This window comes from Streptomyces sp. NPDC007157 (assembly GCF_040634235.1).
In the GTDB taxonomy this organism is placed as follows: Bacteria; Actinomycetota; Actinomycetes; order Streptomycetales; family Streptomycetaceae; genus Streptomyces.
Genome location: NZ_JBEYFE010000032.1, coordinates 80336 through 97617, shown reverse-complemented (window position 1 = coordinate 97617; position 17282 = coordinate 80336). Strand labels below are relative to the sequence as shown.

14 protein-coding genes are annotated in these 17282 nt (G+C 70.8%); 5 read left to right on the top strand and 9 right to left on the bottom strand.

Translation table 11 applies throughout. The features are described 5' to 3' along the window. Positions 1–238 precede the first annotated feature (238 nt). From ABZ642_RS39790 to ABZ642_RS39765, 6 genes are all read right to left on the bottom strand, one after another. Positions 239–1543, bottom strand: coding sequence for a cytochrome P450 (locus ABZ642_RS39790; RefSeq protein WP_360494315.1), 1305 nt, complete (start codon positions 1541–1543; stop codon positions 239–241). A 308-nt stretch (positions 1544–1851) separates the two neighbouring features. Then, positions 1852–2718: a carbohydrate ABC transporter permease gene (locus ABZ642_RS39785; protein ID WP_360494312.1), complete on the bottom strand. Its 867-nt coding sequence runs from the start codon at positions 2716–2718 to the stop codon at positions 1852–1854. Next, positions 2718–3683 (bottom strand): sugar ABC transporter permease, encoded by a 966-nt coding sequence (locus ABZ642_RS39780; RefSeq protein ID WP_360494309.1) that lies wholly within the window; start codon positions 3681–3683, stop codon positions 2718–2720. The genes ABZ642_RS39785 and ABZ642_RS39780 overlap by 1 nt, the downstream gene beginning before the upstream one ends. Then, complete coding sequence (locus tag ABZ642_RS39775) at positions 3677–4993, bottom strand: ABC transporter substrate-binding protein (RefSeq protein WP_360494306.1); 1317 nt, start codon at positions 4991–4993, stop codon at positions 3677–3679. The genes ABZ642_RS39780 and ABZ642_RS39775 overlap by 7 nt, the downstream gene beginning before the upstream one ends. Beyond that, positions 4990–5973 (bottom strand): GNAT family N-acetyltransferase, encoded by a 984-nt coding sequence (locus ABZ642_RS39770; protein ID WP_360494303.1) that lies wholly within the window; start codon positions 5971–5973, stop codon positions 4990–4992. The genes ABZ642_RS39775 and ABZ642_RS39770 overlap by 4 nt, the downstream gene beginning before the upstream one ends. Next, entirely contained in the window at positions 5970–7205 is a 1236-nt protein-coding gene (locus ABZ642_RS39765; protein ID WP_360494300.1) for a DUF1343 domain-containing protein, read from the bottom strand. The genes ABZ642_RS39770 and ABZ642_RS39765 overlap by 4 nt, the downstream gene beginning before the upstream one ends. A 362-nt stretch (positions 7206–7567) precedes the next feature. On the opposite strand from ABZ642_RS39765, the gene ABZ642_RS39760 reads away from it, so the two are divergent. The 5 genes from ABZ642_RS39760 to ABZ642_RS39740 all read left to right on the top strand — a co-directional run bounded on the left by ABZ642_RS39760 (position 7568) and on the right by ABZ642_RS39740 (position 13634). Beyond that, positions 7568–7882 (top strand): hypothetical protein, encoded by a 315-nt coding sequence (locus ABZ642_RS39760; RefSeq protein WP_360494297.1) that lies wholly within the window; start codon positions 7568–7570, stop codon positions 7880–7882. Positions 7883–8151: 269 nt separating this feature from the next. Continuing rightward, complete coding sequence (locus ABZ642_RS39755) at positions 8152–9597, top strand: glyceraldehyde-3-phosphate dehydrogenase (protein WP_360494294.1); 1446 nt, start codon at positions 8152–8154, stop codon at positions 9595–9597. Between the two features lie 184 nt (positions 9598–9781). Continuing rightward, positions 9782–11305 (top strand): alpha-L-arabinofuranosidase C-terminal domain-containing protein, encoded by a 1524-nt coding sequence (locus tag ABZ642_RS39750; protein WP_360494291.1) that lies wholly within the window; start codon positions 9782–9784, stop codon positions 11303–11305. Positions 11306–11322: 17 nt separating this feature from the next. Next, entirely contained in the window at positions 11323–12624 is a 1302-nt protein-coding gene (locus ABZ642_RS39745; RefSeq protein WP_360494288.1) for a glycoside hydrolase family 27 protein, read from the top strand. Positions 12625–12626: 2 nt separating this feature from the next. Continuing rightward, positions 12627–13634 carry a LacI family DNA-binding transcriptional regulator gene (locus ABZ642_RS39740; RefSeq protein WP_360494285.1) on the top strand — a complete coding sequence of 336 codons (1008 nt, stop codon included), beginning with the start codon at positions 12627–12629 and terminating at the stop codon, positions 13632–13634. Positions 13635–13926: 292 nt separating this feature from the next. On the opposite strand, the gene ABZ642_RS39735 is transcribed toward ABZ642_RS39740, so the two are convergent. The 3 genes from ABZ642_RS39735 to ABZ642_RS39725 all read right to left on the bottom strand — a co-directional run bounded on the left by ABZ642_RS39735 (position 13927) and on the right by ABZ642_RS39725 (position 16955). Next, positions 13927–14616, bottom strand: a complete 690-nt coding sequence (locus tag ABZ642_RS39735; protein ID WP_360494282.1) for a class F sortase — start codon at positions 14614–14616, stop codon at positions 13927–13929. A 99-nt stretch (positions 14617–14715) separates the two neighbouring features. Continuing rightward, on the bottom strand, positions 14716–15330 hold the full coding sequence (locus ABZ642_RS39730; protein WP_360494279.1) for a hypothetical protein: 615 nt from the start codon (positions 15328–15330) through the stop codon (positions 14716–14718). Between the two features lie 236 nt (positions 15331–15566). Beyond that, positions 15567–16955: a glycoside hydrolase family 43 protein gene (locus tag ABZ642_RS39725; RefSeq protein WP_360494276.1), complete on the bottom strand. Its 1389-nt coding sequence runs from the start codon at positions 16953–16955 to the stop codon at positions 15567–15569. Positions 16956–17282: the final 327 nt, after the last annotated feature.

The window sequence follows — 17282 nt, the reverse complement described above, 5'->3', positions numbered from 1 at the left end:
AAGCGGCCCCTTGAACACACCCGGCTGACAACCCCGGCGCGTTCGGCCGGCGGGCATGCCGCAGGGGCGGCCCGGGGCAGCACCGGGCCGATCGGATCGTGGGCGGGGCGCGGACCGGCGTCGGGCGCCGGTCCGCTTCAGGCTGCCGCGGTCACCACGTCGTGACCGTCGTCCCCGGATCCGCCGCGCGGCGGCCGGGGTGAGGGCGTCCGCCGTACGCGGCAGGACGCGGGCCCGCTCAGGCGCGGACGAACTCCACGGGCACTCTCAGGGCCACCGTGTGCTTGCTGTTGTTGGCCCAGGGCACCGGACCGGTCAGCCGTACCTCGGCGACCCGGTCGAGCAGCACGCCGAACAGCGTGCGCAGTTCGATACGGGCGAGGTCGACGGCGAGGCAGCTGTGCGGCCCCTGGCCGAAGGCCACGTGCGGGTTGGGGTTCCGGCGCACGTCGAAGGACATGGCGTCGTCGAACACGCTCTCGTCCCGGTTGGCCGAGGACCACCACAGCGTCACCTTGTCGCCGCGGCCGATCCGTACGCCGTTGAAGGTGAAGTCCTCGGTGGCCGTCCGCCGGTTGTACGGCGTCGGCGTGGACCAGCGCATCATCTCCTCGACCGCGCTGTCCAGCAGCGAGCGGTCGGCGCGCAGCGCCTGCCACTGTTCCGGCCGTTCGGCCAGGGCGAGCAGGCCGACCGCGATCACGTTGCGGGTGGGCTCGCTGCCGGCCAGGGTCAGCAGGTTGACGAACACCTCGCGCTCGTACTCGCGCAGCGGCGGTTCGCCGTGGCCCTCCGGGAGGTCACCGGCGGCGATCACGGACAGGAAGTCCCGGGCCGGCTCGGCGCGCTTGTCGGCGATCAGTTTCACGCCGTACTGGTACATGGCCAGCAGGGAGGCCTGGCTGCGGGAGGAGGCCTCGCCGGACTCACGGTCCTCGTAGCCCATCACGACCTCGGTCCACTCGACGAACTGCGGCCAGTCCGCGCGGGGGATGCCCATCAGCGCGGCCATGACCTCGACCGAGTACCGGCCGGCCACGTCGTTCTGGAAGTCGCAGGAGCCCTGCTTGACGACCTCGTCGATGATCGTCTCGGCGCGTTCGGTGATGGTCGGGGCCAGCGCCTCGAGGACCGGGCCGGTGACCGAGGGGCTGACCAGGTCGCGCAGCAACCGGTGCCGTGGGTCGTCCATCATGTTCAGCATCGCGCCGGAGTAGGTGCCGGCGGGCAGGTCGTCGAGGTGGGTGCCGCCGCCCTCGCGGTCGCCGCCGCCCTGGGAGGACAGCAGCGGATGAGCCGCGGCTTCGACCACGTCGGCGTAGCGGGACAGGACCCAGAAGTTCTCGCCGTCGCGGGTGCGGCCCGGCGGGTGGAGCAGGATCGGTGCTTCCCGGCGGAGCCGGGCGAAGACCTCGTGCGGGAAACCGGCACCGAACCGGTCCTGGTCGCTGAGATCGAACCCGCCGAGAACAGCGGGTAACTCGTCGGCGGAAACCTCGGTGGCGCTTCGCGATAACGGGAGGGCGGGCTGTTCCAATGACATTAGCTCTCCATTTTTTGCACTGACGTATCGAGGAACGTCAAAAGCAACATCAGTGTCACCCGATCGTGGAATTGACGTCAAGCGGCCCTTGAAGAAGTTGGGCTGACGCTGGGATGTCCTTTAGGCAGGACCGCCAAGAAACGTCCCTGGCCAGGGCAGTTGAGGCCGCTCGTCACAACGGGTGCGCTCGAACTGTTGCATGGTGCAGACGTACCGCACGAGCGATGAGAGAACAAACCCCCCAAGGACAATCCGCTGTGCTACGACAAACGGCGTATCGACACCACGATCTGGGTAGGATCCGCGGTTCACTTGAGGCCGCTGAGCATCACACCGCGGATGTAGTGCTTCTGCAGCAGCAGGAAGAGCACCAGGACCGGCAGGGTGCTCAGGACCAGGCCGGCCATGACGATCGGCGTCGTGCGGGTCGGGTCGACGTAGTCCTGCAGGAGCTGGATGCCGACGGGCAGGGTCATCACGTCCGGGTTGGCGGTTGAGACGAGCAGCGCCCAGATGTACTCGTTCCAGGCGTCGACGAACGTCAGCAGTCCGAGGGTGACGAGGACCGGCTTGGTCTGCGGGACGACGATCCGCCACCACACGGTGAACTCGCCGGCCCCGTCGATGCGTGCGGCTTCCAGCACCTCGTCCGGCACGGAGACCATGAACTGGCGCATCAGGAAGATCCCGAAGCTGCTGACGAGGAACGGCATGGCGAGCGCCGCGATGCTGACGGTCAGGCCGGCGCCGCCGCGCCCGAACAGGTCGTTGCCGCCCGCCAGCGGCCAGTGCACCAGGATCAGGAAGTGCGGGACGAGGAAGAGGAACGGCGGGAACATCATCGTCGACAGCACCAGGCGGAAGACGAAGTCCCGGCCGGGGAAGCGGAGTTTGGCGAGCGCGTAGCCGGCGAGCGACGAGGTGACCAGCACCGAACCGCTGATCACGGCCGTGGCGACGACGCTGTTGCGGAAGAGCACCGGCAAGTCCAGCTGGTGGATGGCGGCCCGGTAGTTGGACAGGTCGAACGCCTCGGGCAGGAACCGGTAGGGCAGCCGGCCGGCCTCGTCGGCGCCCTTGAAGGACGTCATCACCATGTCGAGGAACGGCACCACCGTGAGCACGGCGCCGGTGACGACCAGCAGGTACGACAGCCACGGGAACCGTCGGCGCATCACGCGTCCTCCCCCTTGCGCCGGAAGAGCCACAATTGGACCAGGGTGACCGTGAGGACCACCGCGAAGAGCACGAAGGCGGCGGCGCTCGCGGTGCCCCAGTCGCCGTAGGAGAAGGCCTGCCGGTACATCTCAAGGGCGGCCACGTCGGTCGCGTCTCCGGGTCCGCCCTTGGTCATCACGATGATCAGCGCGAACGACTGGAGGCCGGTGAGGAACTGGGTGATGCACACGAACAGCAGGGAGGGCCGCAGCAGGGGCAGCGTGATCCGCCAGAAGACGGTGACGGGCCCGGCGCCGTCGAGCGCGGCGGCCTCGTAGTACGACTGGGGGACGGACTTCAGCCCGGCGGTCAGGACGAGGATCGCCGAGCCGACCGAGGCCCAGGCCTGGACGACGACGACCGCGGGCAGCGCGGTGTCCGGGTCCTGGAGGAAGGCCACCGAGCCGAGCCCGAGGGCGTTGAGGACGCCGTTGACGAGGCCGCCTGGTTCGTACATGTACTTCCAGACGTTCCCGACGGCGACGACGGTCGTGACGATCGGCAGGAAGTACAGGGTCCGCCACAGCCCCTGGAACCGGAGTTTGTCGATGCAGGTGGCGACGAGCACGGAGCCGGCCAGCGCGAGGGCCACGGTGCCGAGGGCGAACAGCAGCGTGTTGGTGAGGACCGGTGTCAGGAACGTCGCCCCGTCCGCGAAGAGGCGGGCGAAGTTCTCCGGTCCGACGGGGTCGATGTCACCGAGGTCGAAGCCCGCCCAGCGGGACATGGACAGCAGCAGCGCGAAGCCGAGCGGCAGGGCGAGGAAGACGGCGTAGAACAGCAGTGTCGGCGCCAGGAAGAGGTAGGCGACGACGGCCTGGCGGCGCTTTTGCCGGTCCCGTCCGCTCCCGCGGACGCCGACGGCGGACGGAAGGCGGGCGGCCCGTTCGGCGGCCTCCGCTGTCAGGGTGGCGTTCACCATGAGCGCGACACCTCCTGGTCGACCTGGCGGCGGGTGGTGCGCAGGGCCTCGTCGACGGACTGCTGACCGGTCCACAGCGCCTCGATGTTCTTGCGCAGCAGCGACTTGGCCTGCTGCGCGCCCGGCCCGTTCGGCTCCGGCACCGCGTAGGCCAGCGCGTCCAGGAACGGCCGCAGGTTCGGGTCGCCGCCGGCGCCGAGCAGGGTCCGCATGTCGTCGGCGCGGCCGGTCAGGGAACCCACCGACACCTGCAGGGCGCTCATCCGGGTGGCACCGCGCACCTTGTCGGTGTTGAGCCAGCGCAGGAACTCCCAGGCCTCACGCGGATGTCCACTGGCGGTGTTGACGCCGAGCATGAAGCCGGTGGAGAGCGTGGCGCGCCGGCCGTCCGCCTCGGGCAGCGGCACGGGCGCCACGCCGACGTCGTGGTAGGCCTCGCCCATCAGGGACTTGAGGTTCGCCGTCCACCAGCCGGCGCTGATCACCATGGCGACCTGCCCGGACGCGAACGCCTTGTAGACGTTGACGCCGGGGTCGCTCGCGCCCTTGGCGACGAGGCGGTGCTGCAGGTCGAGCACGGCCCGGCCGGCCGGCGAGTCGATGGCGGTGCTCCTGCCGTCCGCGGCGACGAACCGTCCGCCGGCGGCGTTGAGCAGCGCGAGGGTCTGGCCAACGGTCGTGGAGTCGTCGTAGGTCGACAGGCCGAACCCCTGGACCAGGGTGTTGCCGTAGCCGTCCCGCCGGGCGGTGCGGTACGCCGTCTCCTCCAACTCCCGCCAGGTGCGCGGGGGTCCGTCGACGCCGGCCGCGCGCAGCAGCCGCTTGTTGTAGTAGAGGGCGTACGTCTGCGTCTCGGTGGGGTATCCGTAGACCCGGCCCGCCACCGACGAGGAGCCGACCGCGGCGGCTCCGTAACCGCGCCTGATCTCCTCGGCGTGCCCGGCCGGGGCCGGCCGCAGGACGCCGGCCCGGACGAGCTGGCCGTTCCACAGGCAGTACGGCTGGAGGATGTCGGCGCCCTGGCCCGCGGCCTGGCGGACCATGAACGTGGTCAGCAGGTCGGTGAACTCCACGGCCTTCGTCGCCACCTTGACCCGGTCGTGGGTGGCGTTCCACTCGTCGACGGGGACCCGCAGGGCCTCTTTCAGCTCGCCGCTCGCATAGTGGGAGAGCAGGGTGAGGACGACCGGCTCCCCGGGCCGCCCGGTGCCCCGGTAGGGCGCGGCACAGCCGGACGCGAGCAGCGCCGAGGGCAGCGCGAGGGCGAGGTGACGGCGGCGCAACCGGCCGGCCGGGGATGTCGGTGTCATCGGGCGGCCGCCTCCCGGCGCAGCACGTGGAACACCCGGGTCGTGGTGAAGCCGGTCTTCCGGTAGAGGTGGCCGGCCGGCGACTGTGCGCCGGTCCACAGGAACCACGCGCAGTGCGCGCGCAGGGCCCGCATCCGTTCCAGGACCAGGTGGAGGAGGACTTCGCCGAGTCCGGTGCCGCGCATCTCCTCCAGCACCCCGATCGGGCCGAACCGCTCGTCCACCGAGTCGAACGCGCCGTGCATCGCCCAGCCGACCATCCGGCCGGCCGGGTCGCGGGCGACGACGATCCGGTCGAGCGGTGTACCCGCGGCCAGACACGCCCGGATCGTGCACGCCCAGTCGGGGCCGAAGCGGCTCCCGGCGAGCGCGAGGAGATCCACCAGGTCGTCGTCGGCCGGGGTCGCGAACCGGTAGCCGCGCCCGGTCAGTTGGTCCAGGCGGCGGGTCACGTCGTCCGGACGGCGGTAGCCGACCAGGCCGCGGTCCATCGCGGCCGCCTCGTACAGCGTGCGAAAGCCCAGGGACTCCAGGAGCCCGGCCGCCTCCGGGTAGGCCTCGGCGTCCAGGCCCGGGAACACGTAGTTCGGGGTGTACGACGAGAAGTCCACCCGGGTACGGCCGTGGCCGTGCAGCCAGTCGAGGGCCTCGGTCAGCAGCCGGCGGCCGAGTCCGTGCCCGCGGGCGTCGGGGGCGACGAAGAAGAACGGGATCCAGCCCTGCTCCGGCTCCAGGTCGGTGCCGGCCATGGGCGTCAGCCGCCGCACCGCGTAGGCGGCGCCGACCACACGGTCGCCGTCGACGGCGACCCGCAGCCCTTCGGGGTCGAAGTTGGGGTCGAGCAGTACCAGGGTGCGGAAGCGGTCCGGGGTGATGGGGTCGGCCGGCACGCTGCGGCGCCAGGCCTCCACCACCAGCGGGCCGTCGCCCGCGCGAAAGCCACGGATCGCGGCCTGGGTCGTCGTCGTGCGGTCGGTCATCGGCGGGATCGTCCTTCCGGGCGGGGCGGCAGGTCCGCGGGGTAGAGCAGCACGTCGTCGCCGGCCCACCGGCCGGGCGGGGCCGGCGGGCCGCACAGCGGCAGCGGGTCGTCGCCCGCGTCGACGGCCCGCCGCAGCCGGTCGGACCCCCACAGCAGGTCGATGAAGTGCCGGTGGCCGGTCCCCTCGGCGCCGCCCTCGGCGGTGTGCCAGGCGAAGTCGTCCGGGTACAGGCGGCGGAGCACGGCGAGCATCGCGACGGCGGTGCGGACGGGTGCGAACGCCACGCGGTCGGTGACGTGCAACTGGACTCCGCGCAGCGGCCGTCCCGCGTGCTTGTGGAAGGCCGGTACATAGCGCAGGTCGCGGAAGTGCACTCCCGGCAGGGCGAGTTCGGCGAGCGCGGGCGCGAACCGCCCGTCGAGGTAGGGGGCGCCGACGATCTCGAAAGGCTGTGTGGTGCCGCGGCCCTCGGAGAGGTCGGTCCCCTCGAAGAGGCAGGTGCCGGGGTAGACGAGGGCGGTGGCGGGTGTCGGGATGTTCGGCGAGGGGGCGATCCAGGGCAGCCCGGTGGCCTCGGCGTCCAGGGAGCGCCGCCAGCCGACGGCTTCGATCACCGTCAACTCGACGGCCCGGCCCGCCCTTTCGGGAACGGCGGAGGCGTTGAAGTGCCGGGCGAGTTCACCGCAGGTGAGGCCGTGCCGGACGGGGATCGGGACGCGCCCGACGAAGCTGGCCCACGCCGGGTCCAGGAGCGGGCCCTCGCTGACGAGTCCGCCGATCGGGTTCGGGCGGTCGGCGACCACGAACCGGACGCCGGTGCGGGCCGCCGAGACCATCAGGTCGAACATGGTCCACGCGTAGGTGTAGAACCGGGCCCCGATGTCCTGGAGGTCGTACACCAGGGCGTCGACGCCACTGTCGATCAGCAGTTTGTCGAGGCGCTCGCCCGCGCACCGGTAGGTGTCGTGCACCGGCAGACCGGTGCCGGGGTCGAACCGGACCGCCTCGGACTCGCCGGCCTGGCCGGTCCCGTGCAGCCCGTGTTCGGGACCGAACAGGGCGGCCAGCGGCGCGCCGGCCGCGAGCAGCGCGGGCGCCACCGGGCGCAGATCGGGGAGGACTCCGGCGTGGTGGGTCACCAGTCCGAACCGGCCGGGCCCGGCGAGGCCGGGCGAGTCGTGCAGGCGCGCGATACCGGTCGTCACCGCGAGACCGTCGTCCGTGCTCATCCCTCGCCCCGTCCGCCGGTGACACCTCTCTCAAGCAATGGTCGGGAATTTACTCTTATGTCCCGCATTTAGCGGCAATGAATCGCCGACGGCTCCCATGCCCGCCCCGTCGCACACGCACGGGTGACCGGCATCGACCAACCGCCTTGACGGTTCCCGCACTTGCCCTCGGGACCCTCGTGCCGCCGACCGGGCCGAAGCGTCACGGCACGTCGACGGAGGTCCCCCGGACGTGGGACGTTTCCGTGTCGTCGGAGCGTCCGGGCGCGGTGACGGTGTGTGATGGCGACGGGCCTCGGTCTCCCCGTCGATGCCGGCGTCGCCCTTTTTCACTGTTCTCACCGCTCACGAAGGACATCACGATGCGCCTCAGCCGTCCGATCGCCGCCGTTCTCGGCGGGCTCGCCCTCGCCGTCATCACCATCGGTCCGGCCGCCGCCGCCGACGGGACGTTCGTCTGGGTCGGACCCAAGGGCAAGGCGTACGCCATCCAGAACCCGCCGGACCGCAAGTGCCTGGACCTGGCACAGGAGGCGCGCGGTCCGCAGAACGCCACGAAGAAGGCGCTGGTCGTCTACAGCAAGCAGAAGTGCAAGGGCACCGCGCTGCGGATCGCCGCCGGGCACTCGGCGGCCAGCAGCGTCCACTTCGCGAGCGTGGTCTTCAACCCCCGCTAGGCGCTTCGCCGCAAGCGGCGTGCCGTCCAGCTCCCGACCGGTGGCGCCGATCACGACACGGTGATCGGCGCCACCGGTCTTTTGTGCGCAGAGGGCACCCGGGACGCGGGGTGCGCGGGCCACCGCCATGACCTGGGCCCGCACCGGTTCGGAGCCCCGCGACCGATGTCACACCGGGAGGACCCACATCACACCGGGACCCCCTTGATCGATCATCGACCGACCGGTTTAGCATATGAGCGCCACCTAGCTCGATCGAGAGTAGATCTGTGACTGTCAACGACGACTCGTTCACCAACTGGAAGAACCGCGAGGAGATCGCGGAGTCGATGATCCCGATCATCGGGAAGCTGCACCGGGAGCGGGACGTGACCGTCCTCCTCCACAGCCGCTCCTTGGTGAACAAGTCGGTGGTCAGCATCCTCAAGACGCACCGGTTCGCCCGCCAGATAGCCGGCGCCGAGCTGTCCGTCACCGAGACGATGCCCTTCCTGCAGGCGCTCACCACGCTCGACCTCGGCCCCTCCCAGATCGACATCGGCATGCTCGCCGCCACCTACAGGGCCGACGACCGCGGCCTGGGTGTCCAGGCGTTCACCGCGGAGGCGGTCGCCGGGGCCACCGGCGCCAACAAGATCGAGCAGCGCGAGCCGCGGGACGTCGTCCTGTACGGCTTCGGCCGCATCGGCCGCCTGGTCGCCCGGCTGCTGATCGAGAAGGCGGGCTCCGGCAACGGACTGCGCCTGCGGGCCATCGTGGTGCGCGGTGCCGGCGGCGAGGACATCGTCAAGCGCGCCTCGCTGCTGCGCCGGGACTCGATCCACGGCCAGTTCCAGGGCACGATCACCGTCGACGAGGAGAACAGCACGATCCTCGCCAACGGCAACGAGATCAAGGTGATCTACGCCGACGACCCCTCCCAGGTCGACTACACGGCGTACGGCATCCGGGACGCCATCCTCATCGACAACACGGGCAAGTGGCGCGACCGCGAGGGCCTGTCCGAGCACCTGCGCCCCGGTATCGAGAAGGTCGTGCTGACCGCGCCGGGCAAGGGCGACGTCCCGAACATCGTGCACGGCGTCAACCACGACACCATCAAGCCCGACGAGCAGATCCTGTCCTGCGCGTCCTGCACCACCAACGCGATCGTGCCGCCGCTCAAGGCGATGGCCGACGAGTACGGGGTGCTGCGCGGGCACGTGGAGACCGTCCACTCGTTCACCAACGACCAGAACCTGCTGGACAACTACCACAAGTCGGAGCGCCGCGGCCGGTCCGCGCCGCTCAACATGGTCATCACCGAGACGGGTGCCGCGTCCGCCGTCGCGAAGGCGCTGCCCGACCTCGAGGCGCGGATCACCGGCAGCTCGATCCGCGTCCCGGTGCCGGACGTGTCGATCGCGATCCTCAACCTCCAGCTGGCCCGCGAGGCGTCCCGCGAGGAGGTCCTGGACTACCTCCGCGAGGTGTCGCTGACCTCGCCGCTGAAGCGCCAGATCGACTTCATCACCGCCCCGGACGCGGTCTCCAGCGACTTCATCGGCTCTCGCCACGCGTCGATCGTCGACGCCGGCGCGCTGAAGGTGGAGGGCGACAACGCGATCCTCTACCTCTGGTACGACAACGAGTTCGGCTACTCCTGCCAGGTGGTCCGGGTCGTCCAGCACGTCTCCGGCGTCGAGTACCCGACGTTCCCGGCGACGGCGGTCTGACACCTCCCCCTCCGAACGGCTCACCTCCCTCGCGCCCGCGAGGGAGGTGAGCCGTTCGGCGTTCCCGTCCCGTGCACCGCCCTTGACGCACCCACGCCCCGATGGCAGCTTTTTATCGATACAAACGACTTCCGAACATCGCTCGAGATATCGACCAACCGGCCTCCCGGACAGGAGTACCCGCGTGCCCACCGCCACCGCGATCATCAACCTCGACATCGCAGGCCCGACCATCAGCCGCCACCTCTACGGCCACTTCGCCGAGCACCTCGGCCGCTGCGTATACGGCGGCTTCTGGGTCGGCGAGGACTCCCCCGTCCCCCACGAGGGCGGTATCCGCCTCGACGTCGTGGACGCGCTGCGCGCCCTGGACATCCCCAACCTCCGCTGGCCCGGCGGCTGTTTCGCCGACGAGTACCACTGGCGGGACGGCGTCGGCCCGCGCGAGCAGCGACCCCGGATGGTCAACACGCACTGGGGCAACGTCGAGGAGAACAACCACTTCGGCACCCACGAGTTCATGGCCCTGTGCGAACTCCTCGGCGCCGAGCCCTACATCAGCGGCAACGTCGGCTCGGGCACCGTCCGTGAGATGAGCGAGTGGGTCGAGTACCTCACTCGGGACGGCGACAGCCCGATGGTGCGGCTGCGCAAGGAGAACGGCCGCGCGGAGCCGTGGAAGGTCAGGTTCTGGGGCATCGGCAACGAGACCTGGGGCTGCGGCGGCAACATGCGCGCCGAGTACTCCGCCGACCTGGCCCGCCAGTACGCCACCTACTGCCGCGACCACGGCGACAACAAGCTCTACCGCATCGCCTCGGGCGCCTCGGACGACGACTACAAGTGGACCGAGACCCTGATGCAGCAGATCAGCTGCTTCGGCTGCGAGGCCACCCCGAAGAACTTCTTCCAGGGCCTGTCCGTGCACTACTACACGCTCTCCGGCCCCTGGGAGGCCAAGGGCAGCGCCACCGACTTCGGCACCGACGACCACTACCGCACGATGCTGTCGGCCCGCCGTATCGACCGCATCCTCACCGGCCACTCCGCGGTGATGGACGTCTACGACCCGGGCCGTACGGTCGGCCTGGTCCTCGACGAGTGGGGCACCTGGTGGGACGTGGAGCCCGGCACCGACCCCGGCTTCCTGTTCCAGCAGAACACCCTGCGGGACGCGCTGGTGGCGAGCACCCACTTCGACATCTTCCACAAGCACGCCGCCCGCCTGCACATGGCCAACATCGCCCAGACCGTCAACGTGCTCCAGGCCATGCTCCTCACCGACGGCGACGCCCTGGTCCTGACCCCTACCTACCACGTCTTCGAGATGAACAAGGGCCACCAGGACGCGACGTCGCTTCCGGTGCACCTGCGCGGCGAGGACACCCGGCGCCGGGTCGGGGACGCCGAACTCGACACCCTCTCCGCCTCCGCCAGCGTCAAGGACGGCACCGTCCTGATCTCGCTGAGCAACCTCGACGCCGAGGAACCCGCCGAGATCACCCTCGACCTGCGCGGCGGCACCCTCGGCGAGCCGACCGCCCGGATCCTCACGGCCGACAGGCTCCAGGCCCACAACTCACCCAAGAGCGCGACAGCCGTCGCTCCGCGGGCGTTCGAGGACCTCACCGCGACCTCTCCCGGCCTGCGGCTCTCCCTCCCGCCGCACTCGTTCGTCACCGTCCAGGCTCCCCTGCACCAGCGCTGACCCCCAGGAGTGCGCACATGACCCGATCCGCACGTCCCCTGCCCGCCCGCCACCTGCGGCCGCCGATGGGCTGGAACAGCTGGGACTGCTACGGCACCACCGTCACCGAGGAAGAGGTCCTCGCCAACGCGGAGTTCATGCGCGAGCACCTGCTGCCGTACGGCTGGGACACCGTCGTCGTGGACATCCAGTGGTACGACCCCACCGCGCGGGCCCACGGCTACAACCCGGACGCCCCGCTCGTCCTCGACGGGTACGGCCGTCAGCTCCCCGCACCGAACAGGTTCCCCTCCGCCGTCGCCGGGGCCGGTTTCGGGCCGCTGGCCGAGCGAGTGCACGGCATGGGTCTGAGGTTCGGGCTGCACATCATGCGAGGGATCCCGCGGCGCGCGGTCGAGGCCGAACTCCCGGTGCTCGGGACGGAGTTCACGGCCGCCGACGTGGCCGACACCGGCTCCGTGTGCCCCTGGAACTCCGACAACCACGGCCTGGACCACGACCACCCCGGCGCCCAGGCCTACTACGACTCCCAGGTCGCCCAGTTCGCCGCGTGGGGCGTCGACTTCGTCAAGGCCGACGACATGCTCTTCCCGTACCACGAGCGGGAGATCGCCGCGTACGCCCGGGCCGTCGAGCGCAGCGGCCGGCCGATCGAACTGAGCCTCTCCCCCGGCACTGACATGTCCCTCGCCCGCCTCGACCACCTGCGGGAACACGCCACCATGTGGCGGGTCTGCGACGACCTGTGGGACCGCTGGGCGGACGTCGAGGCACAGTTCGCGCGGTTGGCCCGCTGGGCTCCCTGGCAGGGCCGACAGGGCTGGGCGGACGCCGACATGCTGCCGCTGGGCCACATCGGGATCCGCGCGGAGCGCGGCGCGGACCGCCAGTCGGCCCTCACCCGCCCCGAGCAGACCAGCCTGCTCACCCTCTGGCTGATCTCCCGCTCCCCGCTGATGATGGGCGGCGACCTGCCCACCAGCCCGCCGGAGACCATCGAACTGCTCACCAACGACGAGGCGCTCGACGTCCTGTGGCACAGCACCGGAAACCGCGAGGTGCTGCGCGAGCGGGACCTGGTGCTGTGGACCGCCGGGGACACCGACGGGCGCACCCGGTACGCGGCGGTGTTCTCGCTGGCGGACCAGGAGCGCCGGTTCGAGGTGCCGCTGGGGTCGATCGGGGCCGAACCCGACGACCGGGTCCGGGAGGTCTGGACCCGTACCGACACCGTCCACGACGGCCGGCTGCTGACCGTCGAAGTGCCCGCCCACGGCGCCGCCCTCTATCGTCTTGCCGAGGACGGCAGGCGGGAGTGAGCGTGGCGACGATCCAGGACGTGGCGAAGGCGGCCGGGGTCTCGGCGATGACCGTCTCCAACGTGATCAACGGCCACCCCAACGTCCGCCCGGCCACCCGGGACCGCGTCCTGGCGGCGATGACGCGGCTCGACTACCGGGTCAACGTCGCCGCCCGCAATCTGCGCAAGGGCCGTACCGGGACGATCTGCCTGGCGGTCCCCGAGATCAACCGCCCGTACTACGGCCGGCTGGCCGCCTCGATCATCGCGGCGGCCGACCGGCACGGACTCGGGGTCGGCATCGAGCAGACCGGCGCCCGCCGGGAGAACGAGCTGGCGGCCCTCTCCCTGTCCCGCAACCGGCTCTACGACGGCCTCATCCTCAGCACCGTGGAGATGGGGCCGGCCGACGTCGAGGCGCTGGAGGTCGACCATCCGGTGGTGCTCCTGGGCGAGCGGATCTTCGGCGGACCGGTCGACCATGTCGCCATGCCGAACGAGGCCGCCTCGGAGGCCGCGACCCGCCATCTCGTCGAGCGGGGCTGCCGGCGGATCGCCCTCGTGTGCGGGCGCCTGGGCAGCGAGGCCGACGTGTCGAGCCTGCGGCACGCCGGATATCTGCGGGCGCTGGCGGCCGCGGGGCTGGCGGCCGGCCCGGAACTGGTGATCACCGCCGAGTCGCTCACCATGCAGGAGGCCGCCCACCGTGTCCGGGAGCGGCTGGCGGACGGCCTCGATGTCGACGGGGTGTTCTGTGTGACGGACACGGTGGCCATGGGCGTGCTGCGCGCGCTCGCCGACGTCGGGCTCCGGGTGCCGGAGCGGGTCAAGGTGATCGGCTTCGACAACGTCGACGAGAGCGCGTACCTCGTCCCCTCCCTGTCGACCGTCGACCCGGACCACGATCTGATGGCCGAACGCGCGGTCGCCCTGCTGGCGGCACGCATCGGCCGGGCCGGGCCCGGTCCGGAGCGGGAGGAGTTCATCGGCCCCTTCCGCCTGGTGGTACGGGAGTCGACGGGCGGCTGATCCACTCGGCCGCCCGCAGCCGGCGCCCGTACCGTGCGCACCGGGTCGCGGCGCGGGGCCCTACGGTGCTCGACGGAGTCTCGGCGCAGGGCCGTTGCGTATTCACTCTCGCGCGCCGCGCCGCCGTACCTTCATCACGAGGGTGCGCGGGCGGACCCTGGGTATGGGGGGGGAGGCGCCACAAGCGTCACGGGGCTCATGCCCTTCACGGCGATCATGACCTCGCTCATGGCCGCCCGCTTCCGACCATGGCTCGATCTGTGCTGCCCGACACGCGATCACGCGTCCGATTTCAGACGAGGTGGCCGAAGACGACCAGGTTCTCCGTGTAGTCCTTCACGTCGTGGTCGTAGTCGCCGGCGCAGGTGATCAGGCGCACCTCCGGGCGACGGGTGTCCGCGTAGACGCGTTCGCTGGGGAAGTCGTCCTTCGCGAAGGTGTCGGCGCTGTCGACCACGAAGTCCGCCTCCGTGCCGTCGGCCCGGAGCACCGAGAAGCCGTCGCCGGGCTCCAGTTCGTCCAGCCGGACGAAGACGGCGGCCGAGACCTTGGTGTCGACGTGCCCGGCGATGATCGCGGTGCCCGCCTCGCCGGGCGCCGGGCCGTCGGAGTACCAGCCGACGAGGTTGGTGTCGGCGGCGGGCGGCGGCTGGAGCTGGCCCGAGGGGGCGAGGGTGAGGGTGGTGAAGGGGGCGTCGACAGCGATCTTCGGGATCAGCAGACGGGTCGGCGCGGACCGGGACAGCGCCTCGCCGGACCGGCGCGCACCGCCCGAGGGGGCGGCGTCCGCGCTCTCGGCCGGCAGGTTGCCCGAGGCGTCGGAGGCCTTGCCGTGTCCGCAGAGCATCGCCACGGCCAGGAGCAGGACGGCCACGCCCCACACGGGCAGCCGTCCGGCGCGCCGGGCGCCGTCCGGGTTCTCGGGATCAGGGGCCGCGGGGGCGGGGCCGTCGGGGTTCGGGCAGGAGGTGCCAGCTGCCATCGGAGGTCACCTTTCTGGGCACGGCAGCGGGAGGGGGGAACGGGGCCGCGGCCGCGTCCATGACGGTCGGCGGCCGCGGCTCCCGTATGCGCAAGCCCGTCAGGACACGGACCCGGCGGTGTTCCTGCGCCGCAGCGCGTAGGCGCCGGCGGCCGCCACACCGAGGACGGCCAGCCCGCCGGTCGTCACTCCTGGCGTGGCGAGGCCGCCGCCACCGGTGTGCATACCGCCGTGCGGCTTCCCACTGTCCTCGTCGTCGCCCCACGAGCCGCCCTGGTCCCGGCCCTCACCGCTCCCCCTGTCACCCTTGCCACCGCTGTCTTCCTTGTCACCGCCGTTCCCCTTGCCACCACTGTCTTCCTTGTCACCGCCGTTCCCCTTGCCACCACTGTCTTCCTTGTCGCCGCTGTCCCCCTTGCCCCCCTGGTCGTCGCCCTTGTCCTTGTAGGTCTCGGGATCGAACTTGCTGTCGTTGCCGCTGTCCGACTCCCATTCGCTGCTCAGCTTCGCCACGGCGAGGACTCCGCCGCCCGTGTGCATACCGCCACGCGGCCCTTCGTGGCTGCTGTCGTCGTTGTGCTCCTTGCTGTAGGAAGAGTCGTCACGGCCTCCGTTGTCCCAGTCCCCCGCGACCGCGGCCTGAGCGCCGGGTGCCGCGAAGGCGAGGGCTGCGGTGGCGGCCGTCGTCGCGAGGATCATGCGGGCAGAACGCATCTCGATGTCCTTCCGCCGTGGCCGGGCAGCGGATACTCCATCGGCTGATACGACCCGGCCCCGACATGAACCACCGTCAGCCAGCGCCGGGCCCGGCACCATCCAGGCCGCCCATCCGTGGTGACGACACGCCCAACACCGCCCGGCTGGGTCAATCCCGACCGGCGACACGGGGCCATTCGGGGGTCTTCAGGGCCACCGTCGGCGTGTCGCCGCCCGACGCGACCGCCGCGGCGTCAGTAGCCGACGTGGAACGTGGCGTCGGCCAGCTCCGTGCTCGTGGACACGGGGTCGATGCGCAGGACGTAGTCGGAGTGGCGGACGTAGCGCGTCGGGTAGTTGTACGACCGGAACGAGGACCAGGAGGAGTCGGCGAGACCGGCCGTCCGGTAGAACGTGGCGTCCTGGGCGAAGGCCGTCGTGCTGTCGTTCTCGTCGAGTTGCAGCTGGAAGTCGTAGTGGCGCAGGTAGCGGGTCGGGTAGTTGACCGATTGGAAGGACACGCCGCCGCTGTCGGCGAGGCCGGGCACCAGCTGCCACATGCCGTCGGTGTAGGGGTCGAAGGCGTACTCGTCGATCCGGCCGACGAAGTTGCTGTGCCGGACGTACCGGGCCGGGTAGTTGTAGGACTTCAGCCGGTTCCAGGTGGGGGTGCCCCACTTGGCGACGAGATTGCCGTACTCGGCCGAGGTGATGGGCTGGATGCCGCAGTGCTTGGAGTTGAGCGGCTGGGTGTAGGTCTTCTGGTCGAGGGCCGTCCAGGTGCCGGCGGACAGGGCGCTGGTCTGCCAGGCGTAGAAGACGCCGTTCGGGGACCAGGTGTCGCCCCACAGGTACCAGGTCGTGCTGGAGGCGAGGGACTTGACCAGGGTCGGGGCCTCGGTGCCGTTGTGCGAGACGGCCGTGCTGAACTCGGTGAAGCTGCCCGGGTCCAGCGAGCCGGAGCGGGCACCGACCAGCGTCGAGTTCTTCTTGAAGTACAGGTAGTTGACGCCGTTCACGCCGACCGCCAGGTCGCCGTCGATGACGTCGTAGCCGGGATCGAAGAAGACCTGGGGGTCGCCGGCGGTCACGAAGTCACCCGTGTAGTTGATCATGATGACGTTGTGGCCGCTGTCGTTGACGGCGGAGTAGATGACGCCGTACTGGCCGCGGCCCGCGTCCCAGAATGCCTCGGGCGCCCAGCTGTGGGTGTCCATGTCGTGCAGCTTCATTCGCCGGTAGCCGGTGAAGCTGCGCAGGTCGGCGGAGTCCCAGACGTGGATGTACTGGCTGACGTACGTCCAGTCGGTGCCATTCAGGTCGGTGGCGAGCACCACGAACGTGCCGTCCTGTTTGCGCAGGACGAACGGGTCGCGCAGGCCGAGGGAGCCCGCGGTGGGGGTCGCGACGGGGTTGTTCTGGTTGAGCGGGGTCCACTGGAGGCCGTCGGTACTGACCGCGAGATGCAGGCCGTAGTTGGCGGCCAGCATGTCAGGGGACTCGGTGAAGTAGCACATCACGTAGGCCGAGTCGGTGGCCGCCCGGGCGGTTCCGGCGCCGACGGCGAGGGTGCCGGTGGCGGCGAGGGGGACGGTCACGGCCGCGCCGAGGAAGTGCCGGCGCGACAGGGGGATGCCGTTCATGTGCGCTCCAGACGAAGGGGGGATGTCCGAGACTTCGAACATGGTTCGGAGAGGCGATCAGAAACTAGAGGGGCGCATGGGGCGCGTCAATCCTTCCGTAACAAGGGAGTTACTCGGATTCCCCTCACTCCACCGGGAGAGTGAGGGTCGCGGGACGCGGTCCTAGGGCCTCTGCTGTGAGGCTCATGTGACCCGGCTGTTCACCGGGGCGCGGGACGGCCGGGGCCGGGCCCTGCGCAGCGTCGTACGGCCGATCTCCGCGCGGAGCTCCTCGGCAGGGACGGGCCGGTGAAGCCAACGACCCTCCCCCGTCCGGACCGGCCGGGT